Origin of the sequence: Pseudovibrio ascidiaceicola (genome assembly GCF_900114245.1) — a bacterium.
In the GTDB taxonomy this organism is placed as follows: domain Bacteria; phylum Pseudomonadota; class Alphaproteobacteria; order Rhizobiales; family Stappiaceae; genus Pseudovibrio; species Pseudovibrio ascidiaceicola.
Window position 1 is genome coordinate 340,240 of the sequence record NZ_FOSK01000001.1, and the last position, 20,473, is coordinate 360,712.

The 20,473-nt window shown below is 52.2% G+C and carries 17 protein-coding genes; 11 read left to right on the forward strand and 6 right to left on the reverse strand.

All coding sequences use genetic code 11. From position 1 onward, the window contains the following. Window positions 1-104 precede the first annotated feature (104 nt). Window positions 105-875: an SDR family NAD(P)-dependent oxidoreductase gene (locus tag BM231_RS01720; protein WP_208859987.1), complete on the reverse strand. Its 771-nt coding sequence runs from the start codon at window positions 873-875 to the stop codon at window positions 105-107. Window positions 876-952: 77 nt separating this feature from the next. Here BM231_RS01720 and BM231_RS01725 point away from each other — a divergent pair, with 77 nt between their 5' ends. Together BM231_RS01725 and polA are read left to right on the forward strand one after the other, a co-directional pair. Beyond that, window positions 953-1,561, forward strand: a complete 609-nt coding sequence (locus tag BM231_RS01725; RefSeq protein WP_208859988.1) for a TetR/AcrR family transcriptional regulator — start codon at window positions 953-955, stop codon at window positions 1,559-1,561. A 129-nt stretch (window positions 1,562-1,690) separates the two neighbouring features. Beyond that, entirely contained in the window at window positions 1,691-4,633 is a 2,943-nt protein-coding gene (gene polA, locus BM231_RS01730) for a DNA polymerase I (RefSeq protein WP_093517014.1), read from the forward strand. 203 nt (window positions 4,634-4,836) lie between these two features. On the opposite strand, the gene BM231_RS26925 is transcribed toward polA, so the two are convergent. Both BM231_RS26925 and BM231_RS01740 read right to left on the reverse strand, forming a co-directional pair. Next, complete coding sequence (locus tag BM231_RS26925) at window positions 4,837-4,989, reverse strand: hypothetical protein (RefSeq protein ID WP_208859990.1); 153 nt, start codon at window positions 4,987-4,989, stop codon at window positions 4,837-4,839. Window positions 4,990-5,077: 88 nt separating this feature from the next. Beyond that, window positions 5,078-5,290, reverse strand: a complete 213-nt coding sequence (locus tag BM231_RS01740; protein WP_093516270.1) for a hypothetical protein — start codon at window positions 5,288-5,290, stop codon at window positions 5,078-5,080. A gap of 234 nt (window positions 5,291-5,524) precedes the next feature. Here BM231_RS01740 and BM231_RS01745 point away from each other — a divergent pair, with 234 nt between their 5' ends. Both BM231_RS01745 and BM231_RS01750 read left to right on the forward strand, forming a co-directional pair. Beyond that, a complete protein-coding gene (locus BM231_RS01745; protein WP_093516272.1) occupies window positions 5,525-6,889 on the forward strand; it encodes a hypothetical protein in 1,365 nt (454 codons plus the stop codon). A gap of 280 nt (window positions 6,890-7,169) precedes the next feature. Continuing rightward, a complete protein-coding gene (locus tag BM231_RS01750) occupies window positions 7,170-7,442 on the forward strand; it encodes a hypothetical protein (protein WP_093516274.1) in 273 nt (90 codons plus the stop codon). A 210-nt stretch (window positions 7,443-7,652) separates the two neighbouring features. On the opposite strand, the gene BM231_RS01755 is transcribed toward BM231_RS01750, so the two are convergent. Then, entirely contained in the window at window positions 7,653-9,461 is a 1,809-nt protein-coding gene (locus BM231_RS01755; protein WP_208859991.1) for a M2 family metallopeptidase, read from the reverse strand. A gap of 400 nt (window positions 9,462-9,861) precedes the next feature. On the opposite strand from BM231_RS01755, the gene BM231_RS01760 reads away from it, so the two are divergent. The 5 genes from BM231_RS01760 to BM231_RS01780 all read left to right on the forward strand — a co-directional run bounded on the left by BM231_RS01760 (window position 9,862) and on the right by BM231_RS01780 (window position 16,779). Then, window positions 9,862-11,190 carry a flavin monoamine oxidase family protein gene (locus BM231_RS01760; protein ID WP_093517016.1) on the forward strand — a complete coding sequence of 443 codons (1,329 nt, stop codon included), beginning with the start codon at window positions 9,862-9,864 and terminating at the stop codon, window positions 11,188-11,190. A gap of 139 nt (window positions 11,191-11,329) precedes the next feature. Next, the gene (gene wrbA, locus BM231_RS01765; protein ID WP_093516278.1) at window positions 11,330-11,926 is read left to right on the forward strand and encodes an NAD(P)H:quinone oxidoreductase; all 597 of its coding nucleotides are present in this window, start codon (window positions 11,330-11,332) and stop codon (window positions 11,924-11,926) included. A 213-nt stretch (window positions 11,927-12,139) separates the two neighbouring features. Next, the gene (locus BM231_RS01770; RefSeq protein ID WP_093516280.1) at window positions 12,140-13,603 is read left to right on the forward strand and encodes an MFS transporter; all 1,464 of its coding nucleotides are present in this window, start codon (window positions 12,140-12,142) and stop codon (window positions 13,601-13,603) included. A gap of 139 nt (window positions 13,604-13,742) precedes the next feature. Then, on the forward strand, window positions 13,743-14,468 hold the full coding sequence (gene aqpZ, locus BM231_RS01775) for an aquaporin Z (RefSeq protein WP_280142322.1): 726 nt from the start codon (window positions 13,743-13,745) through the stop codon (window positions 14,466-14,468). Window positions 14,469-14,703: 235 nt separating this feature from the next. Then, entirely contained in the window at window positions 14,704-16,779 is a 2,076-nt protein-coding gene (locus BM231_RS01780; protein ID WP_093516284.1) for a TonB-dependent receptor domain-containing protein, read from the forward strand. A gap of 154 nt (window positions 16,780-16,933) precedes the next feature. Here the strand turns inward: BM231_RS01780 and BM231_RS01785 are convergent, their stop codons facing one another. Further along, window positions 16,934-17,752 (reverse strand): HesA/MoeB/ThiF family protein, encoded by an 819-nt coding sequence (locus tag BM231_RS01785; RefSeq protein WP_093516286.1) that lies wholly within the window; start codon window positions 17,750-17,752, stop codon window positions 16,934-16,936. A gap of 16 nt (window positions 17,753-17,768) precedes the next feature. Then, complete coding sequence (gene hrcA, locus BM231_RS01790) at window positions 17,769-18,854, reverse strand: heat-inducible transcriptional repressor HrcA (protein ID WP_093517018.1); 1,086 nt, start codon at window positions 18,852-18,854, stop codon at window positions 17,769-17,771. A 191-nt stretch (window positions 18,855-19,045) separates the two neighbouring features. On the opposite strand from hrcA, the gene rph reads away from it, so the two are divergent. Both rph and rdgB read left to right on the forward strand, forming a co-directional pair. Beyond that, entirely contained in the window at window positions 19,046-19,765 is a 720-nt protein-coding gene (rph, locus tag BM231_RS01795; RefSeq protein ID WP_082596820.1) for a ribonuclease PH, read from the forward strand. Next, window positions 19,765-20,406 carry an RdgB/HAM1 family non-canonical purine NTP pyrophosphatase gene (gene rdgB / locus BM231_RS01800; protein WP_093516288.1) on the forward strand — a complete coding sequence of 214 codons (642 nt, stop codon included), beginning with the start codon at window positions 19,765-19,767 and terminating at the stop codon, window positions 20,404-20,406. The genes rph and rdgB overlap by 1 nt, the downstream gene beginning before the upstream one ends. Window positions 20,407-20,473 lie beyond the last annotated feature (67 nt).

The window sequence follows — 20,473 nt, forward strand, 5'->3', positions numbered from 1 at the left end:
TGACTCATGACCCAACTGCGGGGCTGCGCATTTCTCTGGTTTGGGCTTCGAAATAAAGTCGGTGCTGGATGTTCATTTTGGGAGCACTAAATTACATTGGACTTTTACGCCTGACAGAATGCTCTTCGTGTAGCCCTTAGCATCATTCGTTGGGGCAAAATTGCTGATAAAACCAAAAGCATGCGCTCTGTAAAAGTCGTAATTGTAAGGCGGTGTGGAGGCTTGTCTGACATGCAAGCACGAACAACTAAACTTGCAAACCGCTCAGGGTCATTTCCGCTTTCTTCGCTTTTCGCCATACTGTTAATTGCACGTGTTGTGGAAGGTTCGTAAGGGTCGTTGTCGGATGGACTTCGCCTTCTCGCTGCACCAAAGTCAGTTTGATGATCTCCCGGTTCCACCAGCATAACGTGGAGCCCGAAAGGAGCGACCTCCATTGATAAGGCCGCCGCATAGTTCGCAATCGCGGCTTTTGATGCGCTGTAAAGTGCTTGAAAAGGGATTGGGAGCCGTGATGCAATAGAGCCAATAATCACAATCGTTCCTGCTCGCCTTTTTCGCATATCAGGAAGAAAGGCGCGTACCATTCTATCAATGCCGAGTAGGTTGGTATCGATCTGTCGAGCGGCTTCGGAAGCAGCTGTCATTTCAATGGGGCCAGCGATGCCAGAACCCGCATTCAATATCAAACAGTCGGGGACAAGGTTAATGCGGTTACGAAGTGCAATCACAGAATCTTCGTCGCACACATCAAGTTCTTCTAAAGTGCCTCCTTGGCGAGATGTACCAATCGCTTGCCATCCGTTTACTGTAAAAGCTTTTAACATTGCAGCACCCAGCCCTTTGGAGGCACCGGAAATTAAAACAGAATTCATGAGCAATTCTCCAGATTTCAAATATGTTATCAATGGTAACATTGGTTGAGGCTATCTGGTCAAGTGGAAAGTTATCAATGGTAACATCGAAGCAAGAAAAACAAGTTCCGAGTGCATCCGAGTATCATCACGGACGATTGCGTGAGGCGCTTCTGGATGCTGTTGAAGCTCAGTTGCCTGAAAAGGGGCCTGAGGGGGTGAGCTTGCGGGCTGCAGCCAAGCATGCTGGTGTCTCCTCTGCTGCGGCTTTCAGGCACTTTAAAGACAAGCGGGCTGTGATGACGGCAGTTGCTGTCCGCGCACATCGCGGAATGGCAGAGCATATGGAAACGGCAGCCACTGAAGCACGCAGTGCGGGGCTCTCGGTATTTTCCGCTAAGGGGCGGGCCTATCTGGACTTTGCTCTTTCTGAGCCTGCCAAGTTCAAAACAATGTTTCGTACGGCATTATTGGATGAGACTGATGTAGATTTAGTCGAAGCAGAGGCACGCATGACGCGCTTATTGCTTAATGATGCTGGTGAAGATGAAAAACACGCTGAAATCCCAGCTAAGTCCCTGCTTGCGTGGGGAGCTGTGCACGGCCTGGCAATGCTCTCGATTGAAGGTGGATTACCAAGCACATCCACGAAGGATACACGATCAGCAATTCTGGAAGCATTAGATTTGTTAGAACCACAGGATTAGTCATAGCAACTTCATTTTTGTGAGGTGGAAGTTGAGACTAGGTAGCCAGAAGCTGTTCCAACCCCACCCTCCGCTAAAACATCATTGAAAAAGGGTTAATAGCTCTTTCTTTGTGCGCAATTGACGGGCATGATCCCGCTCATGTCGACACAATCCATTGCCCCAGCTCTCACAGAGAACGATCACCTCATCCTGATCGATGGCTCTACCTTCATTTTCCGCGCATATCACGCGCTGCCGCCGCTTACTCGCAAGCCCGACGGACTGCCCGTTGGCGCGGTTTCCGGCTTCTGCAACATGCTCTGGAAGATGATGCAGGAAGGCCCCACCAAAGAAACTGGTGATGAGCCAACCCACTTCGCCGTGATCTTCGATAAATCCGGCAAAACCTTCCGCAATGACTTCTACCCGGAATACAAGGCCCACCGCCCGCCGCCGCCAGAAGATCTGCGCCCGCAGTTTGGCTTGATCCGTCAAGCAACACGCGCATTCGGCGTGCCTGCTATTGAGCAGCAGGGCTATGAGGCTGATGACCTGATCGCCACCTATGCCCGTCAGGCAGAGGCCCAAGGCGCTCGCGTTACCATCGTCTCTGGCGATAAAGACCTGATGCAGCTTGTCACGGACAAGATCGGCATGGTCGACACCATGAAAAACAAGGTGATCGGCAAGCCCGAGGTCTTTGAGAAGTTTGGCGTTGGTCCGGAAAAGGTCGTCGAAGTGCAGTCGCTCGCAGGCGATAGCGTCGATAACGTGCCGGGCGTCCCGGGCATCGGCCTCAAAACCGCCGCTCTGCTCATCAACGAGTTTGGCGATCTGGATAGTCTGCTCGAACAAGCTGACACCATCAAGCAGAAGAAGCGCCGCGAAAACCTCATCGAGTTCGCCGAGCAAGCCCGCATTTCCAAGCGCCTCGTGCAGCTGGAAGAGGCTGTGCCAGTTGAAACTCCGGTTGAAGATTTCACCGTGTGTGATGTGGATGGCGCGCAGGCCGTCGGCTTCCTCAAGGCCATGGGCTTCACCAGCCTCACCAAGAAAGTGGCAGATAAAACCGGCGCCGTGCTGGAAAATATCGAGCCGATTGAGCCTGTGATTGAAGGCTGGGAAAGCACTGCAAAACCGGCAGAACAAGCTGAGGATTCAGCGGGAGAACTTGAGGGGAAAGCATGGACCGCCGCCCCTCTGGCAGAGAAAGTTGCAGCTGAAATATCTGCGCTCCCTGTAGATAATTCCGCATACGAAACAGTTTCTACCATTGAGCATCTCAAAGAGTGGATAGCGCAGGCCTATGAAGTGGGCTACGTGGCTGTGGACACTGAGACAGATGCCCTCAACGCCATGGAAGCTGGCCTTGTCGGCGTCTCCCTCTCCTGCACCCCGGGCAAAGCCTGTTACATCCCGCTGGCCCACGTGGATGGCGAAGGTGATCTCTTTAGCGGCGGTGCACTGGTCGAAGGCCAGATCCCGCTTCAGGAAGCCATCGCCCTGCTCAAGCCAATGCTGGAAGATCCGGCCGTCCTCAAAATCGCGCAGAACATGAAGTATGACTGGCTCGTGCTCAAACGTTACGGCGTGGAAATGGCACCGTTTGACGACACCATGCTGCTCTCCTACGCACTCGATGCGGGCATGGGCGGCAACGGTATGGACGAGCTCTCGCAGCGCTGGCTCAACCACACGCCAATCCCGTTCAAGGAAGTGTGCGGCTCCGGCAAATCGCAAATCTCCTTCGACAAGGTGCCGCTGGACAAAGCCACCTCCTATGCAGCGGAAGATGCAGACGTCACCCTGCGCCTCTGGAAAATCCTCAAACCACGCCTCGCAGCTGAGGAAATGACCGTGGTTTATGAGCGTCTGGAACGCCCGATGGTCGCCACGCTGGCCAAAATGGAGCGCCGCGGCATCTCCATCGACCGTCAGATGCTCTCCCTGCTCTCTGGTGAGTTTGCTCAAGGCGCAGCCGCGCTGGAAGCTGAGATCCATGATAAAGCGGGCGAAATCTTCAACGTCGGCTCGCCAAAGCAGCTGGGTGAAATCCTGTTTGGCAAAATGGGTCTACCCGGCGGCAAAAAAACCAAGACAGGCGCTTGGTCCACTTCCGCCTCCGTGCTGGATGATCTCGCCGCGCAAGGCCATGAGCTGCCAAGCAAAATCGTAGAGTGGCGCCAGCTCAGCAAGCTGAAATCCACCTACACTGACGCCCTGCCAAGCTTCATCAATCAGGAGACTGGGCGCGTCCACACCTCGTTCTCGCTGGCGTCCACCTCCACGGGCCGTTTGTCCTCTTCCGAGCCAAACATCCAGAACATCCCGATCAGAACTGCTGAAGGCCGCAAAATCCGTCAGGCGTTTATCGCGGAGAAGGGCAAAAAGCTCATCTCTGCCGATTACAGCCAGATTGAACTGCGCGTGCTCGCCCACATGGCCGATATTCCGCAGCTTAAACAGGCGTTTGCTGATGGGCTCGACATTCACGCCATGACAGCAAGCGAGATGTTTGGTGAGCCGATCGAAGGCATGGACCCAATGGTCCGTCGCCGTGCAAAAGCGATCAACTTCGGCATCATCTACGGCATTTCCGCGTTCGGCCTCGCCAACCAGCTGGGCATTTCACGCGGTGAAGCAGGCGATTACATCAAAACCTATTTTGAGCGCTTCCCCGGCATCAAAGAGTACATGGAAGAAACCAAAAAGTTCGTCCATGCAAACGGTTACGTCGAAACCATCTTTGGCCGCCGCGCCCACTACCCGGATGTAAACACCAAAAACCCGAACATGCGCCAGTTCTATGAGCGCGCAGCCATCAACGCCCCAATTCAGGGCTCAGCCGCAGATATCATCCGCCGTGCCATGGTGCGCATGGACGAGGTTCTGGAAACGGCAAATCTGGACGCGCAAATGCTGCTGCAGGTGCATGACGAATTGATCTTTGAACTGCCTGAGGATCAGGTGGACGAGACCAAAAAACTCGTCATCACCACCATGGAAAAAGCAACAGAACCAGCCCTCCAGCTCTCGGTCCCTCTCAAAGTAGAAGCCGAAGCCGCCACGAACTGGGAAGAGGCGCACTAGCGCCTTTTTACCCCTCAGGGCGAGGCAGTTAGCCCCAGCAAACAGTGTAGATCCCGGGCGAGGCAATTCGCCAACCCGGGCCACACAAAACCGCGCCTCTATGAAGGGCCTGCTGCCACGCCCACCAAGCCGCAAACACCCAAACCACCCAGCGCCTCACCCCTCGGTGTCATCCCGGCCCCCGAGCCGGGACCCATGGTGCATCACCTCAAACTCAGCTGTTCTTCTCGCCTACACTCCCCAGCAGCCAGTTCACCAGCACGCCCATCAAAGCCCTCATCAGCAGCCCTGGATCCCGGATCACCGCTCCGCTCGTCCGGGATGACGTCAGAGGGCAAAGCAACGCCACAAACCACCACCGCCATCCTGCACTTGATGTGGAACCCAGCAAACTACCAGCGCCCTCAACGTCCTCCAGAAAACCCACCTGCGAACAAAAGCCTCTCAACGACCCAGCGTGCCATCCCTCAGTGTCATCCCGGCCCCCGAGCCGGGACCCATGAGGCGCCACGTCACACTCAACCGCTCTTCTTGTCCAGACTCCATCTCATCAGTACTTCCACCATTGCCCTCACGTACAGCTCTGGGTCCCGGATCATCGCTACGCTCGTCCGGGATGACATCAGAGAACAGCGGCTCACAAAACACCGCTGTCATCATGCTCTTGGAAAGAGATCTGTAAGATAAGAAATTCGGTTTGCGGGGGGAGCAGGGGCAAAATACTAATGCATGGGATAGATGATCTAAATTATCTTACATTGAGAAGATCGTGCAGAAAGTCGCTGAGCTTTCTACTAAAAATTGCTAAAAATAAAAATACAATTGATTGGGATGGGTTTGTCGTTAGTATCTGCGAAATGTATTCCACACAACGTATGTCGGAAATAGAATATGCCTGTCGTAGATATTCCAATTACTGATTTGATCATCAATAGCGCAAACGACCGACATGGTGAGCTAGCAGATGAGGTCACGGCAATAACTTGGCTTTTTGACCAAAAGGAAAGCCATATGAAGAACCTCGCTAAGGATATTACCGACCAGAGACAAGTTTTTGAGCTCCCGCTAGTTTGTCCAGAAGGTGATAGGTTTATTGTTTATGACGGAAACCGACGCGTAACCTGTTTAAAATTGATTGCATTCCCGAATTTAGCACCAACTCTTAAGCTACAAAAGTTTTTTAGCAACTTGTATCAAGAGTGGCGTGGTGCGCCGCTGAATATAGTAACTTGTCAGGTCGAAGAAGAGCGAGATCGGATTGATGATATTTTGTTTCGACGACATACAGGTTCTCAAAATGGAGTTGGGCAGTCAACTTGGGATGATCGTATGCAGCGAAACTTTATCGTGCGTACGGGAAAGCAAGCCAAGTACGATGTTGCTGAACAAGTCGAAGATTATCTAAGTAAATACAATCTTCTTCCTAACGATAGACAAATTCCTCGTTCAACAATGAACAGACTTTTCTCATCTGAGCAATACAGAAACCGAGCTGGTATAAGTATAGTTGATGGGAAATTGTATTTTACGCATGATCAAGAAGTGACAACGAAAGCATTAGAAAAAATATCTCAAGACTTAACAAGTCGGAATGTTGTGCTAGGCGATCTATGGGACGCTCCCAAAAAGAAAGCTTATTTAAATCAATTGGCTGTCGAGGGGCTGCTGCCAAATGCCCATGATGTTCTTCAGGAGCCAATAATCGCGAAAAAACTTAAGGTGCCTATTGAGAAAAAGAAGACAGAATCAAAGCCGAAGGAAGTCAAAACGGCAATTGTGAAGAAGCAAAGTAGAACGACGCTTATTCCTCAAGTTGACTATGGCATTTTATGGCAAGCTGCGACACAAAAACACAAGAGTATATGGGATGAGTTGCAGTTTTCGCTGCTGCTGAGCAAGCATTCAAATGCCATTTCAGTTGTGTTTCGAGTTCTACTCGAAATCAGTATTGATCACGCTATTTCTGTATTAAAAATTGAAACGTACCCGAATGATAAATTGGCTAACAAAATCAAGAAAGTGACAGATTACTTCCAAGTGCAGGATATTCTCACCAAAAAGGATAGCCTTGAGATTAAAAAATTCCAGAATGGTGAGGCGTTAATGTCAGCGGACACCTTACATCGATACGTTCATTCGAGCTATTTTGTTGCCTCTCCAGAGCATCTAATTTCAATGTGGGATTGCTTAGCTAAGTTTATCGTTTCTTGCATCAATGCCTCCACACCTCCCCCACCTGCAACAACTCCCCATTGACACCGCATGCATCTGCGGCCATCCTGTTTTTCGAGGCTTCACAACCTCTCCAAACAGCGGTTACCGCTCCCGATCGACTAGCGGATTTTTTGTGCCTGCTTTATAGGTAGCGCGCAAACCCTTTGCTATGAGCGGGAGGGCGGTGAATACAATACCTCCTTCGGGGGGGAATAAACTCGCCTGTCTGTTTGCAGGTTGTGAACCTCCCGCTCGCCAGCGGGCCGTCACAAGCTTGCTGTCGTCGCGGTCTTTCAACACCCTACAAACAGAGGGATTGAGAATGGACGACACCGCATGCGCATGTAGCGCCACAAACACGCTTCAAAACGAAATCGACGAAGTCATCATAGCCGTCTCGGATTTGGAAAATCTGGCTTATATGCAGCAATTAGTGCTGAATGAGCGGATGAAGGAATGCCGGGAACGCGATGCTTTGTTCACTCTGCAACAAGCCTTACGCGACCGACTGGAAGCATTAAGAAAAACCTGCGGAATACTGGAGCGGGTCGCCCATCCGCAGCCAACAAAATCCAAACTATCGCTTCTTGAATAAGTCACTGTGATCGGTGCCTGAGGTGTCTGCCATTACACCCCGCACGATCACCTCTTACGGGCGCCCTGCTGGTCTGCGGCCCACCCTCCGCAGGCCAGCACTTTGCTCCAACAGGCCTCCAAGCAAAACAAACCCCGCCATGAAAGACGGGGTTTGATAATATCCGGCGGACTTGCAGGCCATTAAGGCCGGCAGGATTACCTTGCTGGTCTACCAGCCGCAGGATTTTCCTTTGTTTTGCTCGTCTAGATAAGCTTGGAGCGGAGCAAAATATTCCAAAATAGCTGTCGCGTCGGCCTCACGGCTTCCGGTGAAGGCTTCCAAGCTGTCTTGCCATGGAAGCGCAGCGCCTGTTTCCAACATCGCGTTGAACTTCTCGCCGACTTCCTTGTTGCCATAGATGGAGCACGCCGCCAACGGGCCTTCCCAACCGGCAAGGCGACAAGCCTCGCGGTAAAACTGGAACTGGAAGATGTGCGCCAGGAAATAGCGCGTGTACGGCACGTTGTTTGGAATGTGGTACTTGGCACCCGGATCAAACGCGTCCGCTGCACGGTCAACTGGTGCTGCAACACCTTGATACTTCTCGCGAAGATCCCACCAACCATCATTGTAGGTCTCTGGAGTCAGCTCGCCGTTAAACACTTTCCAGCGCCACTGATCCACCAGCAGGCCAAATGGCAAAAACGCAATCTTATCCAGCGCCTGCGCCAACAAGATGTTCGTGTTTACGTCTTCGGAAGCATCCAACGGCAAAAGGCCAATCTGCTTCAGGTACTTAGGCGTAATGGACAGGCTCACCATGTCCCCAATCGCTTCGTGGAACCCATCGTTTGGGTCATCCTGATACATGGGGGACTGGTGGTTATAGGCGCGCTGGTAGAAGTTGTGACCCAGCTCGTGGTGAACGGTGTTGAAGTCCGACCCCGTCACCTCGGTGCACATCTTAATGCGCAGATCATCCTTACCATCCACATTCCAGGCAGATGCATGGCACTGCACATCCCGGTCGCGCGGCTCGGTAATCAACGAGCGCTCGTAAAACGTCTCAGGCAGCGGGTCAAAGCCAAGCGAGGTGAAGAACCCTTCCGCCGTCTTCACCATCTTGAGCGGTGTATAGTTCTGCTCTTCCAGCAGTTTGGTCAGGTCGTAGCCTTGCTCGTTCCCGTCCGCAGCAACAAGCGGATAGATGTTGCCCCAGGACTGAGCCCACATATTACCCAGCAAATGCGCGGGAATTGGCCCATCTGCAGGCACTTTATCGGCTCCGTAATGATCCACCAGCTTATCTCGCACATAACAATGCAAACTGTCATAAAGCGGCTTCACTTCACCCCAGAGGCGATCAACATCCTGACGAAAATCATCCGGGTCCATGTCGTATTTGGAACGCCACATGGAGCCAGTGTCTTTAAAGCCTAGCTCGCTGGAACCCTGGTTCGCGATGGCGACCATCTCCGTATACATGTCCTTCATAGGCGGAGAGACAGTGCGCCAGCCCTTCCAGACTTCAAGCAACTTGTCGTAATCACGACTTGTTGCCATGATGCGGCTAAGCTTGGAAAGAGACAGCGCCTCACCATCAATCTCATACTTGCCCGTACCGTAAATGGTTTCCATCTGGGTGTTGATCTGCGCAAGCTTCTTGATCTTGGCAGGATCATTCTCAGGCGCAGGCAACGTCAGGTTCAGCTTCAAAAGCTTCATCTTGCGGGCAAGGTCTGGCGGAAGGTCAAGGCCATCATATTGTTTGGTCTGGTTGGCGAGAGAAACATAGAGCTTCGTGGTGCGCTCTGACATCAGCGCATTCAGCCAGTTGGTGTCATAGGTGATGAAATTGGCATTCACCCAGGCAACGCGGCCAGCTTCCTCACCGATCTCCTGAATGGCTTTTTCGGAGGTTTCAATAAACGCTCTCGCATCCTCAACGCTAACTTTCTTCTCGGCATCAGCCAGCGCTGAACTCAGCGGAATGAGCGCAAATGAAAGTGCGGGTAATACAGATAACAACCGCTTCAAGGCAGCCTCCCCAACCATGGCATATTCTAGAGATTTCAGATGCATTTCTAATGCATAATATCTCTGTTATGCCGTTACGGTAAGGGTTTTATCCTGTAAGTCTAGCCCGTTTTACCGCGATATTTCTCCTATTTTGGGTTCCAACTAGCAAAATTATTGCATTAGCAATTTAGAAGAATCTTCAACACTGAACCCGTTTCACGCACAAAGCCGCAATGCCTGAAAACCTATAATGATTGCGCTTGAAACCACGTTTTGGATGAGCGGCAGCTCCCTGCGCGAGTCGCAGCAAATACCTTGTGGGCCAGGTCCACCCAGTGATCACGCCGCGTTCACTCATCTGGTGGTATGTCCCACAATTAATGCCCCGGACCATCACCCCTCATCATCTGAGTTGAACATGACAGACATATCCAGAAGACAATTGCTGCTCTCCGGTGCCGCGTTCTCGGTTGCCCCTCTCTTTGTTGGCCGAGCACAGGCAGCAGATGCGGATGTTGTGGTTGTTGGCGCTGGAGCTGCGGGCATCTCTGCTGCACGCTCACTGAAAAGCCGCGGCTACTCTGTCATCACAATCGAGGCGTCAGGCCGCATCGGTGGTAGAATTCTCACAGACACCGAGAGCTTTGGTGTTCCGTTCGACATGGGGGCGTCTCGCCTTCACAACAGAGCAAACAACCCGTTTGCCGATTATGGTATCGCCAACGGGTTTGATATCTATCGCGCACCTGATGAAACCCTCATGTATGTGGGCGATCGCCCTATAAACCAGAATGAGCAGGCAGAATTGCTGTTGGCACAGCGGAAGGCTCTGCAAGCAATGTGGCGTGCTGGTCGCAATGGGCTGGATGTCTCCCCCGCCAGCGTCATTCCAGATCTGGGCAATTGGGACCTGACCGTTGATTTTCTGATCGGTGCCTACGAAATCGCAAAGGATCTCGACAGCTTCTCGTGTGTCGACTGGTTCTCAGCAGAAGGGGGCAGTGATTTTTATTGTCGGCAGGGCATTGGCGCGCTGTTTCAGCACTCTGCGCAGGATGTAACGGTACAAACCGATGTCACTGCAGAGAAAATCCGCTGGGGAGGTCAGGGCGTACAGGTAGAAACCAGCGAAGGTACCATCACCGCAAAAGCTGTTGTTGTAACAGTCTCAACAGGCGTGCTGGCGTCTGGCGATATCCAATTTGATCCACCGTTGCCGGTGCGAAAGCAAGAGGCAATTGAAGAGCTTCCAATGGGTCACTACTTCCATGTTGGCCTGCAATTGAGTGAAAACATCTTCGGCACCGGTCCTGATGCCTACTTCAACTACAAGGTGGAGGAAGAGTTCAACGGCTCACCGAAAGCCTTTGGAGCGTTGACCAATGCAGGTGGAACAGGCCTTTGTTATTTCGACATGGGCGGAGACTTCGCCAAACACCTGCTCGAAGCAGGCAACAACGCTGCCTATGACTTTGTTGTTTCTGAGCTGAAACGTATGTTTGGCAATCAGGTTGAAAAATACATCATAGAGTTAAACAGCTACGACTGGCTCCATAACCCATACACTTATGGCTCCTACGCAGCAGCAAGGCCGGGCGGTTTCTGGGCCAGAGATGAAATGCGCGAGAGCATAGCAGATCGTATCTGGTTTGCAGGTGAAGCCATGAGCCCGGATGACTGGTCAACAATCGCAGGCGCCCACAAATCCGGCATCAGCGCTGCGCACGAAATTGCGGAAGTTATATAGATTTAGACGCGCGGTGGTGTTTGAACTTGGTGTTCTCACAGCCCCGGAATTTCTGGATATGATAGAGGTGTAGTTTCTGTAGGGTTGCAATGCCGATGACGGGATCAGCTGGTCATCGTTTATCCCTGCAGGAGCAAACATGACCAAAATCCTCATCCTCTACTACTCAACCTACGGGCACATAGAAACTCTCGCCAACGCAATCGCGGAAGGTGTTGAGGAAGCTGGCGTCACTCCCACAATCAAACGCGTACCAGAGCTGACGCCGGATGAGGTTGCGCGCGCGCACCACTTCAAGATGGACCAACCCGCCCCAATTGCTGAACCTAATGAATTGGCAGACTATGATGCCATCATCTTTGGCACCCCTACCCGATTTGGAAATATGGCCTCGCAAATGCGCAGTTTTATGGATCAGACCGGCGGATTGTGGGTTCAGGGCAAGCTGGCAGGCAAAGTGGGAAGCGTCTTCACATCCACAGGATCAGGGTCTGGTAATGAGACCACAATCACATCCTTCTGGAGCACGCTCGCCCATCAGGGAATGGTCATTGTTGGACTTCCATACACTTGTCCGGAAGTTTCAGACATATCTGAAGTGTTAGGTGGGTCACCCTATGGAGCCGGCACTGTTGCGGGAGGTGACGGATCTTTCAAGCCTAAAGAAAAAGAACTGAAAATGGCCCGCTTCCAAGGAAAACATGTGGCCGAAATTGCGAAAAAGCTCAGCGCCTAAGGCGCTTAAAGAATGCCCAGCAATTGCGGAGCGTCCTCAGCGACAAGAGCCTCGACAAATATTGCAAACTCCGCGATTGCAGTTCAATATCCCGTAAAGTTTCTTAGAAAACGCCCTTGACCTCAACCTAACTTGAGGAGTTAGAACGCCCCAAAACACCAGCAAAGAAGCATAAGAAAAAGGCTGGTCGGAAAGTTCTTGAAAGGAATTTAAATGCAAGAACCGGGCGCAAGCTCCAACAGCAGTTGGGGTGAACTATTCACGGGCAAACAGGCCATTGCTTCACTGATCCTGTCAGGCGGGATCGCATTACATGCAGTGAACACCTACATCTCAGCAACCATGCTCCCCTCCATCACCGCAGACATCGGTGGGCTGGACTATTACGCATGGAACACCAGTCTCTTCATCCTCGCAGCAATTTTAAGCGCAGCAATTTTAAGCGCAGCGGTTGCAGGCAAAGTCTTGCAACGCATCGGAGCGCGGAAGTCGTTCTTCTTTGCAGGTCTCGTGTTTATGACAGGCAGTGGCTTGGCAGCGATCGCACCCAACATGGCAATCATGCTGCTGGGGCGCTCCGTCCAAGGTGCTGGCGGCGGGCTGATCTTCACCTTCTGCTATTCCATGATTGCATTCATGTATCCGGAACGGCTCTGGTCTCGCGCATTTGCGCTGCTTTCAGGCACATGGGGCATCACCACATTGTTTGGCCCAGCCATAGGCGGTATTTTCGCTGAGCTGGGTGTGTGGCGTGCCGGGTTCGGAGTTCTGGTTCCCATCACAATCCTCTACATCATCGTCACGCTTTCCCTTTTGCCAAAACATCAGGAACAGAGCGGCTCTGTGCACCCCACCCCGGTTGGTCAACTGGGCCTGCTTGCAGGGTCTGTGCTCGTACTCTCTGTCACCAGTGTTTTTGAAGAGGCGAGCTGGAGCATTTTGGGGTTCATTCTTTCTGTTGCAATGATCCTGCTTTTGATGAAGCGCGAGCAAAAGGCCTCTACACGCCTTTTTCCCAAAGGAGCCTTGGATTGGGGCTCGCCGCTTTTCTTTGTATTTGCCAGCATGGCCCTGCTGATCCTCTGCGTGAATACGGAATTCTTCATGCCGTTCTATCTCCAGAAACTGTTCGCTGTTTCTCCGTTGTGGGCTGGGTACATTGCAGCAACGGTTTCAATTGGGTGGGCTTCAATGGAGGTCTATAGCGCTCGCTTCACAGATCAAGCCATGCGCAGAGCGGTGAACATCGGCCCGTTCCTCATGGCCCTTGGCCTCATCACGCTGGCCATTGTCCTTCCAACTGGGACGGAGGGCAACATAATGGTGCTCACGGTGGTGACACTGGCGCTCATTTGTATTGGCGCAGGCATTGGTATTGGTTGGCCGCATCTGGGTGTATTCGCCCTTCATTTGACGCCGGATGACGACAAAGAAAACGCAGCCTCTGCTCTGGCAACGGTCCAGACATTCGCTGTGGCGTTCGGAACTGCGCTGGCGGGACTTATCGCCAATTCAACAGGCTTCAACAGCACAGATGGCACAGCGGGCATTGCCAATTCAGCGTTCTGGCTCTTCTCCAGCTTCGCAGTCTTTGCTGTTCTCGGCATATTCAGTGCACGTAAAATCACTAACTTGCACGCTAATGCGGATCTGAAAGAAGCTGAAGCACACTTTTAACCACATGAAGTCAAACGGATTTATTGCCTTAAGTCGTGCTGGCGTTCTCCTAAAGATCTAGCAATGCTTGCTTAAGGGAATCGTTAGAGTTCAGGTTGCCCTAAACGTAAGTTAGAAATCTCACTGTGATACCTCCTCAATCAATTGGAGGAGTAGTGTCATGTTGAGGAAACTAGGCGCAGAATTTGTAGGAACCTTTGCTCTGGTCTCCGCTGTGTGCGGCGGGGCATTGGTATCCTACGCACCGGTTGAGTGGTATGGCGGATCTGGCCTGCTGGGTGTGGCTTTCGCCGTTGGTCTGTCAGTTGTTTGTATGGCTTATGCGTTCGGCAATGTGTCAGGTGCTCATTTCAATCCATCGGTGACCATCGGCCTTTGGGCTGCAAAGCGGTTTCCAACCTCAGATGTAATTCCCTACATCATCGTACAGGTGATTGGCGGTACAGCCGCTGCCTTGGTTTTTTGGACCATTCTTGCCCATGGCCCGGGTGACCCTCCAGGCTTTGCCTCCAACGGTTACGGAGAGCATTCCAACGGAGGCTTTTCTGAAATCGCAGTCGCGATCACCGAAATCACTGTAACAGCCCTCTTCTTGATCGTGATAATCGGGGCAACCTCTAAAAAGGCTCCTGCAGCGCTTGCCCCGCTCGCCATCGGCCTCATGCTGTCATGCATGCACATCATCGCAATCCCTATCTCCGGCGCGTCTTTAAACCCGGCCCGCTCCACGGCAACAGCTGTCGTCAACGGTGGTTGGGCATTAGATCAGCTTTGGTTGTTCTGGTTGGCGCCAATAGTTGGAGCGCTCATCGGGGCGGCAGTTTGCTGGATAATTGGCACCTGCGGTCGCGAAGAAACGGATTAACTGACAGAAATACCAGCGTTATTGAGCCTCCTTCCTGTCCAGAGATCAGTGAAGGAGGCTTTTCTTATGAACTCGCTCAATCCCCAACTAGGGAAAATCCCTCAATTTAAAACTTGACTATTATACTCATATTTATAAAACACTGCTAGAAACAACGTTTGCAAAACGCAAACACAAGCTAGCTAAAGCAGCGTCTCAGCCAGCCACTCCCATAAAAATTCAGACTGAGGCGATCATGTCCATTTCGCGCTATTCCCGTGCGGCCCTCCTGGCCAGCACAACCCTCTCGCTCGCCCTGATTTCTGCGAGTGTCTCAGCACAAGAGGCCGCTCAAAATCGCACCGATGAAGCCCCTGCGACTATGCTGGACGAAATTATTGTTTCAGCAGGTAAAGAGAAGGTGGCGATTGATACACCGCAAGCTGTGACTTCAGTCTCTCAGGAACAGATTGAAGCAACTCAAGCCAGCACATTGGGTGAGATCCTTGATGCGGTACCGGGGATCACTACCATCAATGCCGACAACGCATTGGGACAGTCTATCAACATTCGCGGCATCGGCTCTGCACTTGGCTCCGGTGAAAATCGTAATATCATTCAGGTGGATGGCGTCACATCCTACTTTGAAATGTACCGTGCAGGTTCTTTCTTCTTTGATTCAGAGCTGCTCAAGGAGGTTGAGGTTCTACGCGGCCCAGCAGCCTCCACCTTGTTCAGCGCTGGCGCACTTGGCGGTGTGGTTAGCGCGCGCACGAAAGATGCCAGCGACTTACTGGAGGGAGATGACAAACTGGCCGTCCGCACCAAAGCTATGTGGGATTCGAACGGAAATGGCGCTCGAAGCACGGTCACGGTAGCCGCCCGGCCGCTAGAGGATCTAGAGCTGTTGGTCAATCTGAATTACGGTCGTGATGGAGATTATCACGGCGCCGATGGTGTAGATCTTGGCAACTCCCGGATGACAGACCTTTCGGGCCTCGCCAAGCTGAAATACAGCTTCGGTGCTGATAATGATCAATCTCTCACGGCAAGCTATTTCAATGTCAACAAGTCCGGGTATGGCCTATATGACCAGACCACCTTTAGCTCCGGATTTGGCTATGCAGACCAGACTACAAGCGAACAACAGGCCTCGCTTGCTTATGAAAACGCTTTTTCTGGTAATGATTTGTTGGATGTAAAAGCCCAGGTGTCCTGGAGTCAGACCAAGCGTAATCTGGATGATATTACGTTCCGCGCTGGTCCCGGCGCTCCTTTGGGAACAGAAGCTGAGTACGTCTACAACAACTGGCAGGCAAAGTTGGAAAACACATCGGAGTTTCAGCTTTCTAAAAGTGTAGAGGCCTATTTCACCTACGGGGTAGAAGGGAAATATCAGGAGCGCCTCAATCCGCGTCTGAACCCGGATGGTAGCTCAACGCCCGGCTCGTCATCTCATCCAGAAGGCGAAACACACACCCTTGGCGCATTCGGACAAGCAGAAATCGTTTTCTATGACCGTCTGACACTCATTCCGGGAATGCGTGTCGATCATTCTCGCCTGAAGCCGGGGACTGGTGTGGCTCTGCGCAAGGATCTGGATGAGACGGCCTATTCTCCAAAACTTGCAGCGATTTATGAGCTGACAAACTGGATGAATGTATTTGGTTCTGTTGCACACACAGAGCGCATGCCAGTTTTGGATGAAGTTTTCTCGGGTGATGGCTTTACCGATCTCGGAAAAGAAAAATCAAATAATTTTGAAGCTGGTCTGGGCTTTAAATTCAATGATATGTTGTTGGAAAATGATAGCCTTCGTTTCAAAGTAACGGGCTTTTACAACAGCATCGACAATTACCTCTACTCCTCTCGTGACCATGTAACAGGCAAGACGATCACAACTGCTATTGATGAGGCGCAGATCAAGGGTATCGAATTAGAAGCAGGCTACTCCTCTGAGAGTTGGTACGGTAATCTGGGCGCTTCAGTCACACGAGGTGACAATCTTTCAGATGATGAATATCTGGCAAGCGTTGCAGCCGATAATCTTTTCCTATCAGTAGGGTATAAGCTCACCGATTATAATTTGGATGTTTCCTGGCGCTCTGATCTGTATGCAGAGCAAGACCGTGTGAATGATGCCGGTGATGCTTCGCCAGGTTACGCGCTGCACAGTGCGCGTTTGGCATGGAAACCTGAAGATGGCTTCCTTGCAGGCTCAGAAGTGCGCGCAAGCGTGAATAATATCTTCGATCAAAAATACACAGCGCATCTAAGTGAAACCGACGGCAAAGGCCGGTCATTTAAACTTAGCTTGGCGAAAACGTTCTAAGCCTCTCTTCGGTGCGCTGTAAATGCAGTGCATCAGGCAATGCTGGTGAGACAGGTTTGCCTGAATGAGGCTAGGCCTTCTGTGGCGGAAAGGCCGGGATCGGCGGGGAAGCAATTCTCCGCCGTTTTCTTTTGTGTGGCGCAATAATGCAGGATCAGCCGTGTTCGGTTTCCAGCATTTCAGCCCATGTCCTTGGATTGTCGCCGTTAAGTGGGTTCTTCTTGGAGCGTTTGTACTTGATGGTCTCAAAGTGCATGCTCAGCGTATCTGCCAGCAACAAGCGCCCAACGAGGCCTTCACCAAAGCCAACGATTTCCTTGATCACCTCAAGCGCCTGCAATGTGCCAACCAAGCCCGTCAATGCACCCAGAACGCCTGCTTCTGTGCAGGTTGGGATGGAGCCAGCCTCCGGGCGCGTAGGGAACAGGCAGCGATAAGTTGGGTTAATGTAGTTGCCCTCATCATCGCGCTCAAATGGTTTCAGCAGCGTAACGGAGCCGTCAAACTGCCCCACAGCGGCGGTAACCAGCGGACGTCCTGCATAAAAACATGCATCCGAAACGAGGTAACGGGTGGCAAAGTTATCAGAGCCATCAACCACGATATGGTAATCGTTGATCAGCGCCATCGCATTCTGTCCGCTAATGCGTGTCGGATGCGGAACAACGCGCACATTCGGGTTCAGCCGAGCAATCGCCTCTGCCGCACTGGCAACCTTAGGCTCACCAAGCTTTTCCGTGTCATGGATGATCTGGCGCTGAAGGTTAGACAGCGAAACAACGTCATCATCAACAATACCGATGGTGCCAACGCCAGCTGCCGCCAGGTATTGCAGAACTGGTGCGCCAAGTCCCCCTGCGCCGATCACAAGAACGCGTGCGGCTTTGAGTTTCTGCTGCCCAGGGCCACCGACATCTCGCAGGACGATGTGGCGGGCATAACGTTCCAATTCAGAAGCTGTAAGGGAAAGCAAGACGGACTCCAGTAGTTTAGCCGAGCATGCGGCTCACCAGTCGGGCTGTGTAATCCACCATGGGAATGACACGCGCATAATTGAGGCGAGTCGGCCCGATAACACCAAGAACGCCCACAACGCGCTGTTCACTATCGCGGTATGGAGACACGATCAAGGAAGAACCGGAAAGCGAGAACAGCTTGTTTTCTGAGCCGATAAAAATACGTACGCCCTCACCGCCTTTGGCAAGATCAAGCAGACGGATCAACTCGCTCTTGTTCTCCAAGTCATCAAACAGCAGGCGAATACGCTCCAGATCTTCCTTCGCGCCCACATTTTCAAGCAGATTGGAACGTCCCCGCACGATCAGTGTTCCGGGATCATTCTTGTCTCCACCCCAAACAGCAACACCCGCATCCACCACTTTGGATGTCAACGTATCTAGCTCGGCCTGAAATTCGTTTCGCTGCCGAACAAGTTCAGATTGCGCATCAGCTAGTGTGCGGTTTCTGATGATGGAGTTGAGGTAGTTTGAGGCCTCTGTCAGCGCAGATGGTGGCAAACCAGCAGGTAGATCGACAACGCGATTTTCAACCGAACCGTCCTCACTCACCAGTACAACAAGCGCTTTAAGCGGCTCAATCTGCACAAACTCAATATGGCGAAGAGTGGTGTCTGTCTTATTGGAAAGAACTACCCCCGCCCCGCGGCTCAAGCCAGATAGCATCTGACTGGCTTCTGTCAGCACCTGCTCCGGTGTTTTCTCGCTACCTTTAGCCTTCACCTGAACAGCAATCTGCTCACGCTCTTCTTTGGTCAGGTCGCCAACTTCCAAAAACCCGTCCACGAACAGACGAAGGCCGGACTGTGTCGGCAATCGCCCAGCACTGGTGTGCGGAGAGTAGAGCAGCCCATGGTGCTCCAAATCCGCCATCACGTTGCGAATAGAGGCCGGAGACAGAGGCTGCGAGAGCCCGCGTGCCAGATTGCGCGACCCGAGCGGCTCGCCGGTATCAAGGTAATTCTCAACAATGCGCCGGAAGACCTCACGGGAACGCTCATCAAGATCCTCAAGAGGGACAGAAGGAGGAACGCTCGTCACGGTATCGGTACTCCACATCAACAGCAGGTTTGGGCCAAAGCCTGTGTTCAATCCCTAGCACAGGACAATTGAACAGCCAAAACTCATTTTTAGCAGAAAATCGCCTCTCAAACCAAAACCAGCCTTTGCGCTAACGCCAATCCGCAGTTAAAAGATCGGCAATACCATTTGTGAATTTGTAGCTATTAAGCAACCCGAGGGAGCTTACATTGAACCGTCCATCCAAACGTACACCTGAAGAAATGCGTCCAGTCAGCCTGGAGCGCGGTGTTGCCAAACATGCCGAAGGTTCCTGCCTGATCAAATTCGGCGATACTCATGTTCTGTGTACGGCTAGCTTGGAAGAGCGTGTTCCGCCGTGGCTTCGTGGCCAGAACCGTGGTTGGGTAACTGCAGAATACGGCATGCTGCCACGCGCAACCCATGACCGTATGCGCCGTGAATCCTCTGCTGGCAAACAGTCTGGCCGTACTCAGGAAATCCAGCGCCTCATTGGCCGCTCTCTGCGTGCTGTTGTTGATCTGGGTGCACTGGGCGAGCGTCAGATCTCCGTTGACTGTGATGTTATTCAGGCAGATGGCGGCACCCGTACAGCATCCATCACCGGCGCATGGGTTGCTCTGCACGACTGTCTTAAATGGATGGAAGCGCGTGACATGGTCAAAACCGATAAGGTTCTTAAAGACCACATCGCAGCGATCTCCTGCGGTATCTATGAAGGCACTCCGGTTGCTGATCTGGACTACATCGAAGACTCTTCCGCTGACACTGACGCAAACTTTGTCATGACTGGCAAAGGTGGCATCGTTGAAATTCAGGGTACTGCTGAAGGTGAGCCATTCTCTGAAGAAGAGCTCGGCCAGCTCATGGGCCTTGCAAAACAGTCCATTTCCAAACTGGTTGAGCTGCAGAAGCTGACGGTGCTGTGATGCAGGCAGACACAACGGAAAATCGTCGTCTGGAACCTGGCAAGCTTGTGCTTGCCAGTCACAACAAGGGCAAGCTGCGCGAAATTCAGGACATGCTTGCACCGCATGGCTTCGAAGTTCTCTCTGCTGGTGATCTGGATTTGCCAGAACCGGTGGAAGATGGCGACACGTTTGAAGCAAATGCTGCGATCAAAGCACTTGCTGCGGCAACGGCCACTGGCCTGCCAGCCCTTGCAGATGACAGCGGTTTTTGTGTAAACGGCCTGAACGGCGATCCGGGTATCTACTCCGCACGCTGGGCTGGCCCAGGCAAAGACTTTGGCGTTGCCATGCAGACCGTGCAGGACAAGCTGACCGAAACGGACGCAACAGACCGGACCGCTTACTTCGTTGCTGTGCTGTGTATGGCATGGCCGGATGGGCACACTCAGTTCTATCGTGGTGAGATCCATGGAGAACTGGCATGGCCTCCGCGCGGTCTGGAAGGCTTCGGCTACGATCCAATGTTCGTTCCGGAAGGTTTCGATAGAACCTTCGGTGAGATGGACAAACAAGAAAAACACAAAACAAAAGAAGGCGAAGCGCTGTCTCATCGCGCTCGTGCCTTTGTTAAGTTTCAAAAAGAGTGCTTGCCGGCGTAATACGCGTTCCCGAAAAGTGGCTTCCAGTTTTCGGATAAAAACTCGTGCAAATGAGCTGGCAAACGCA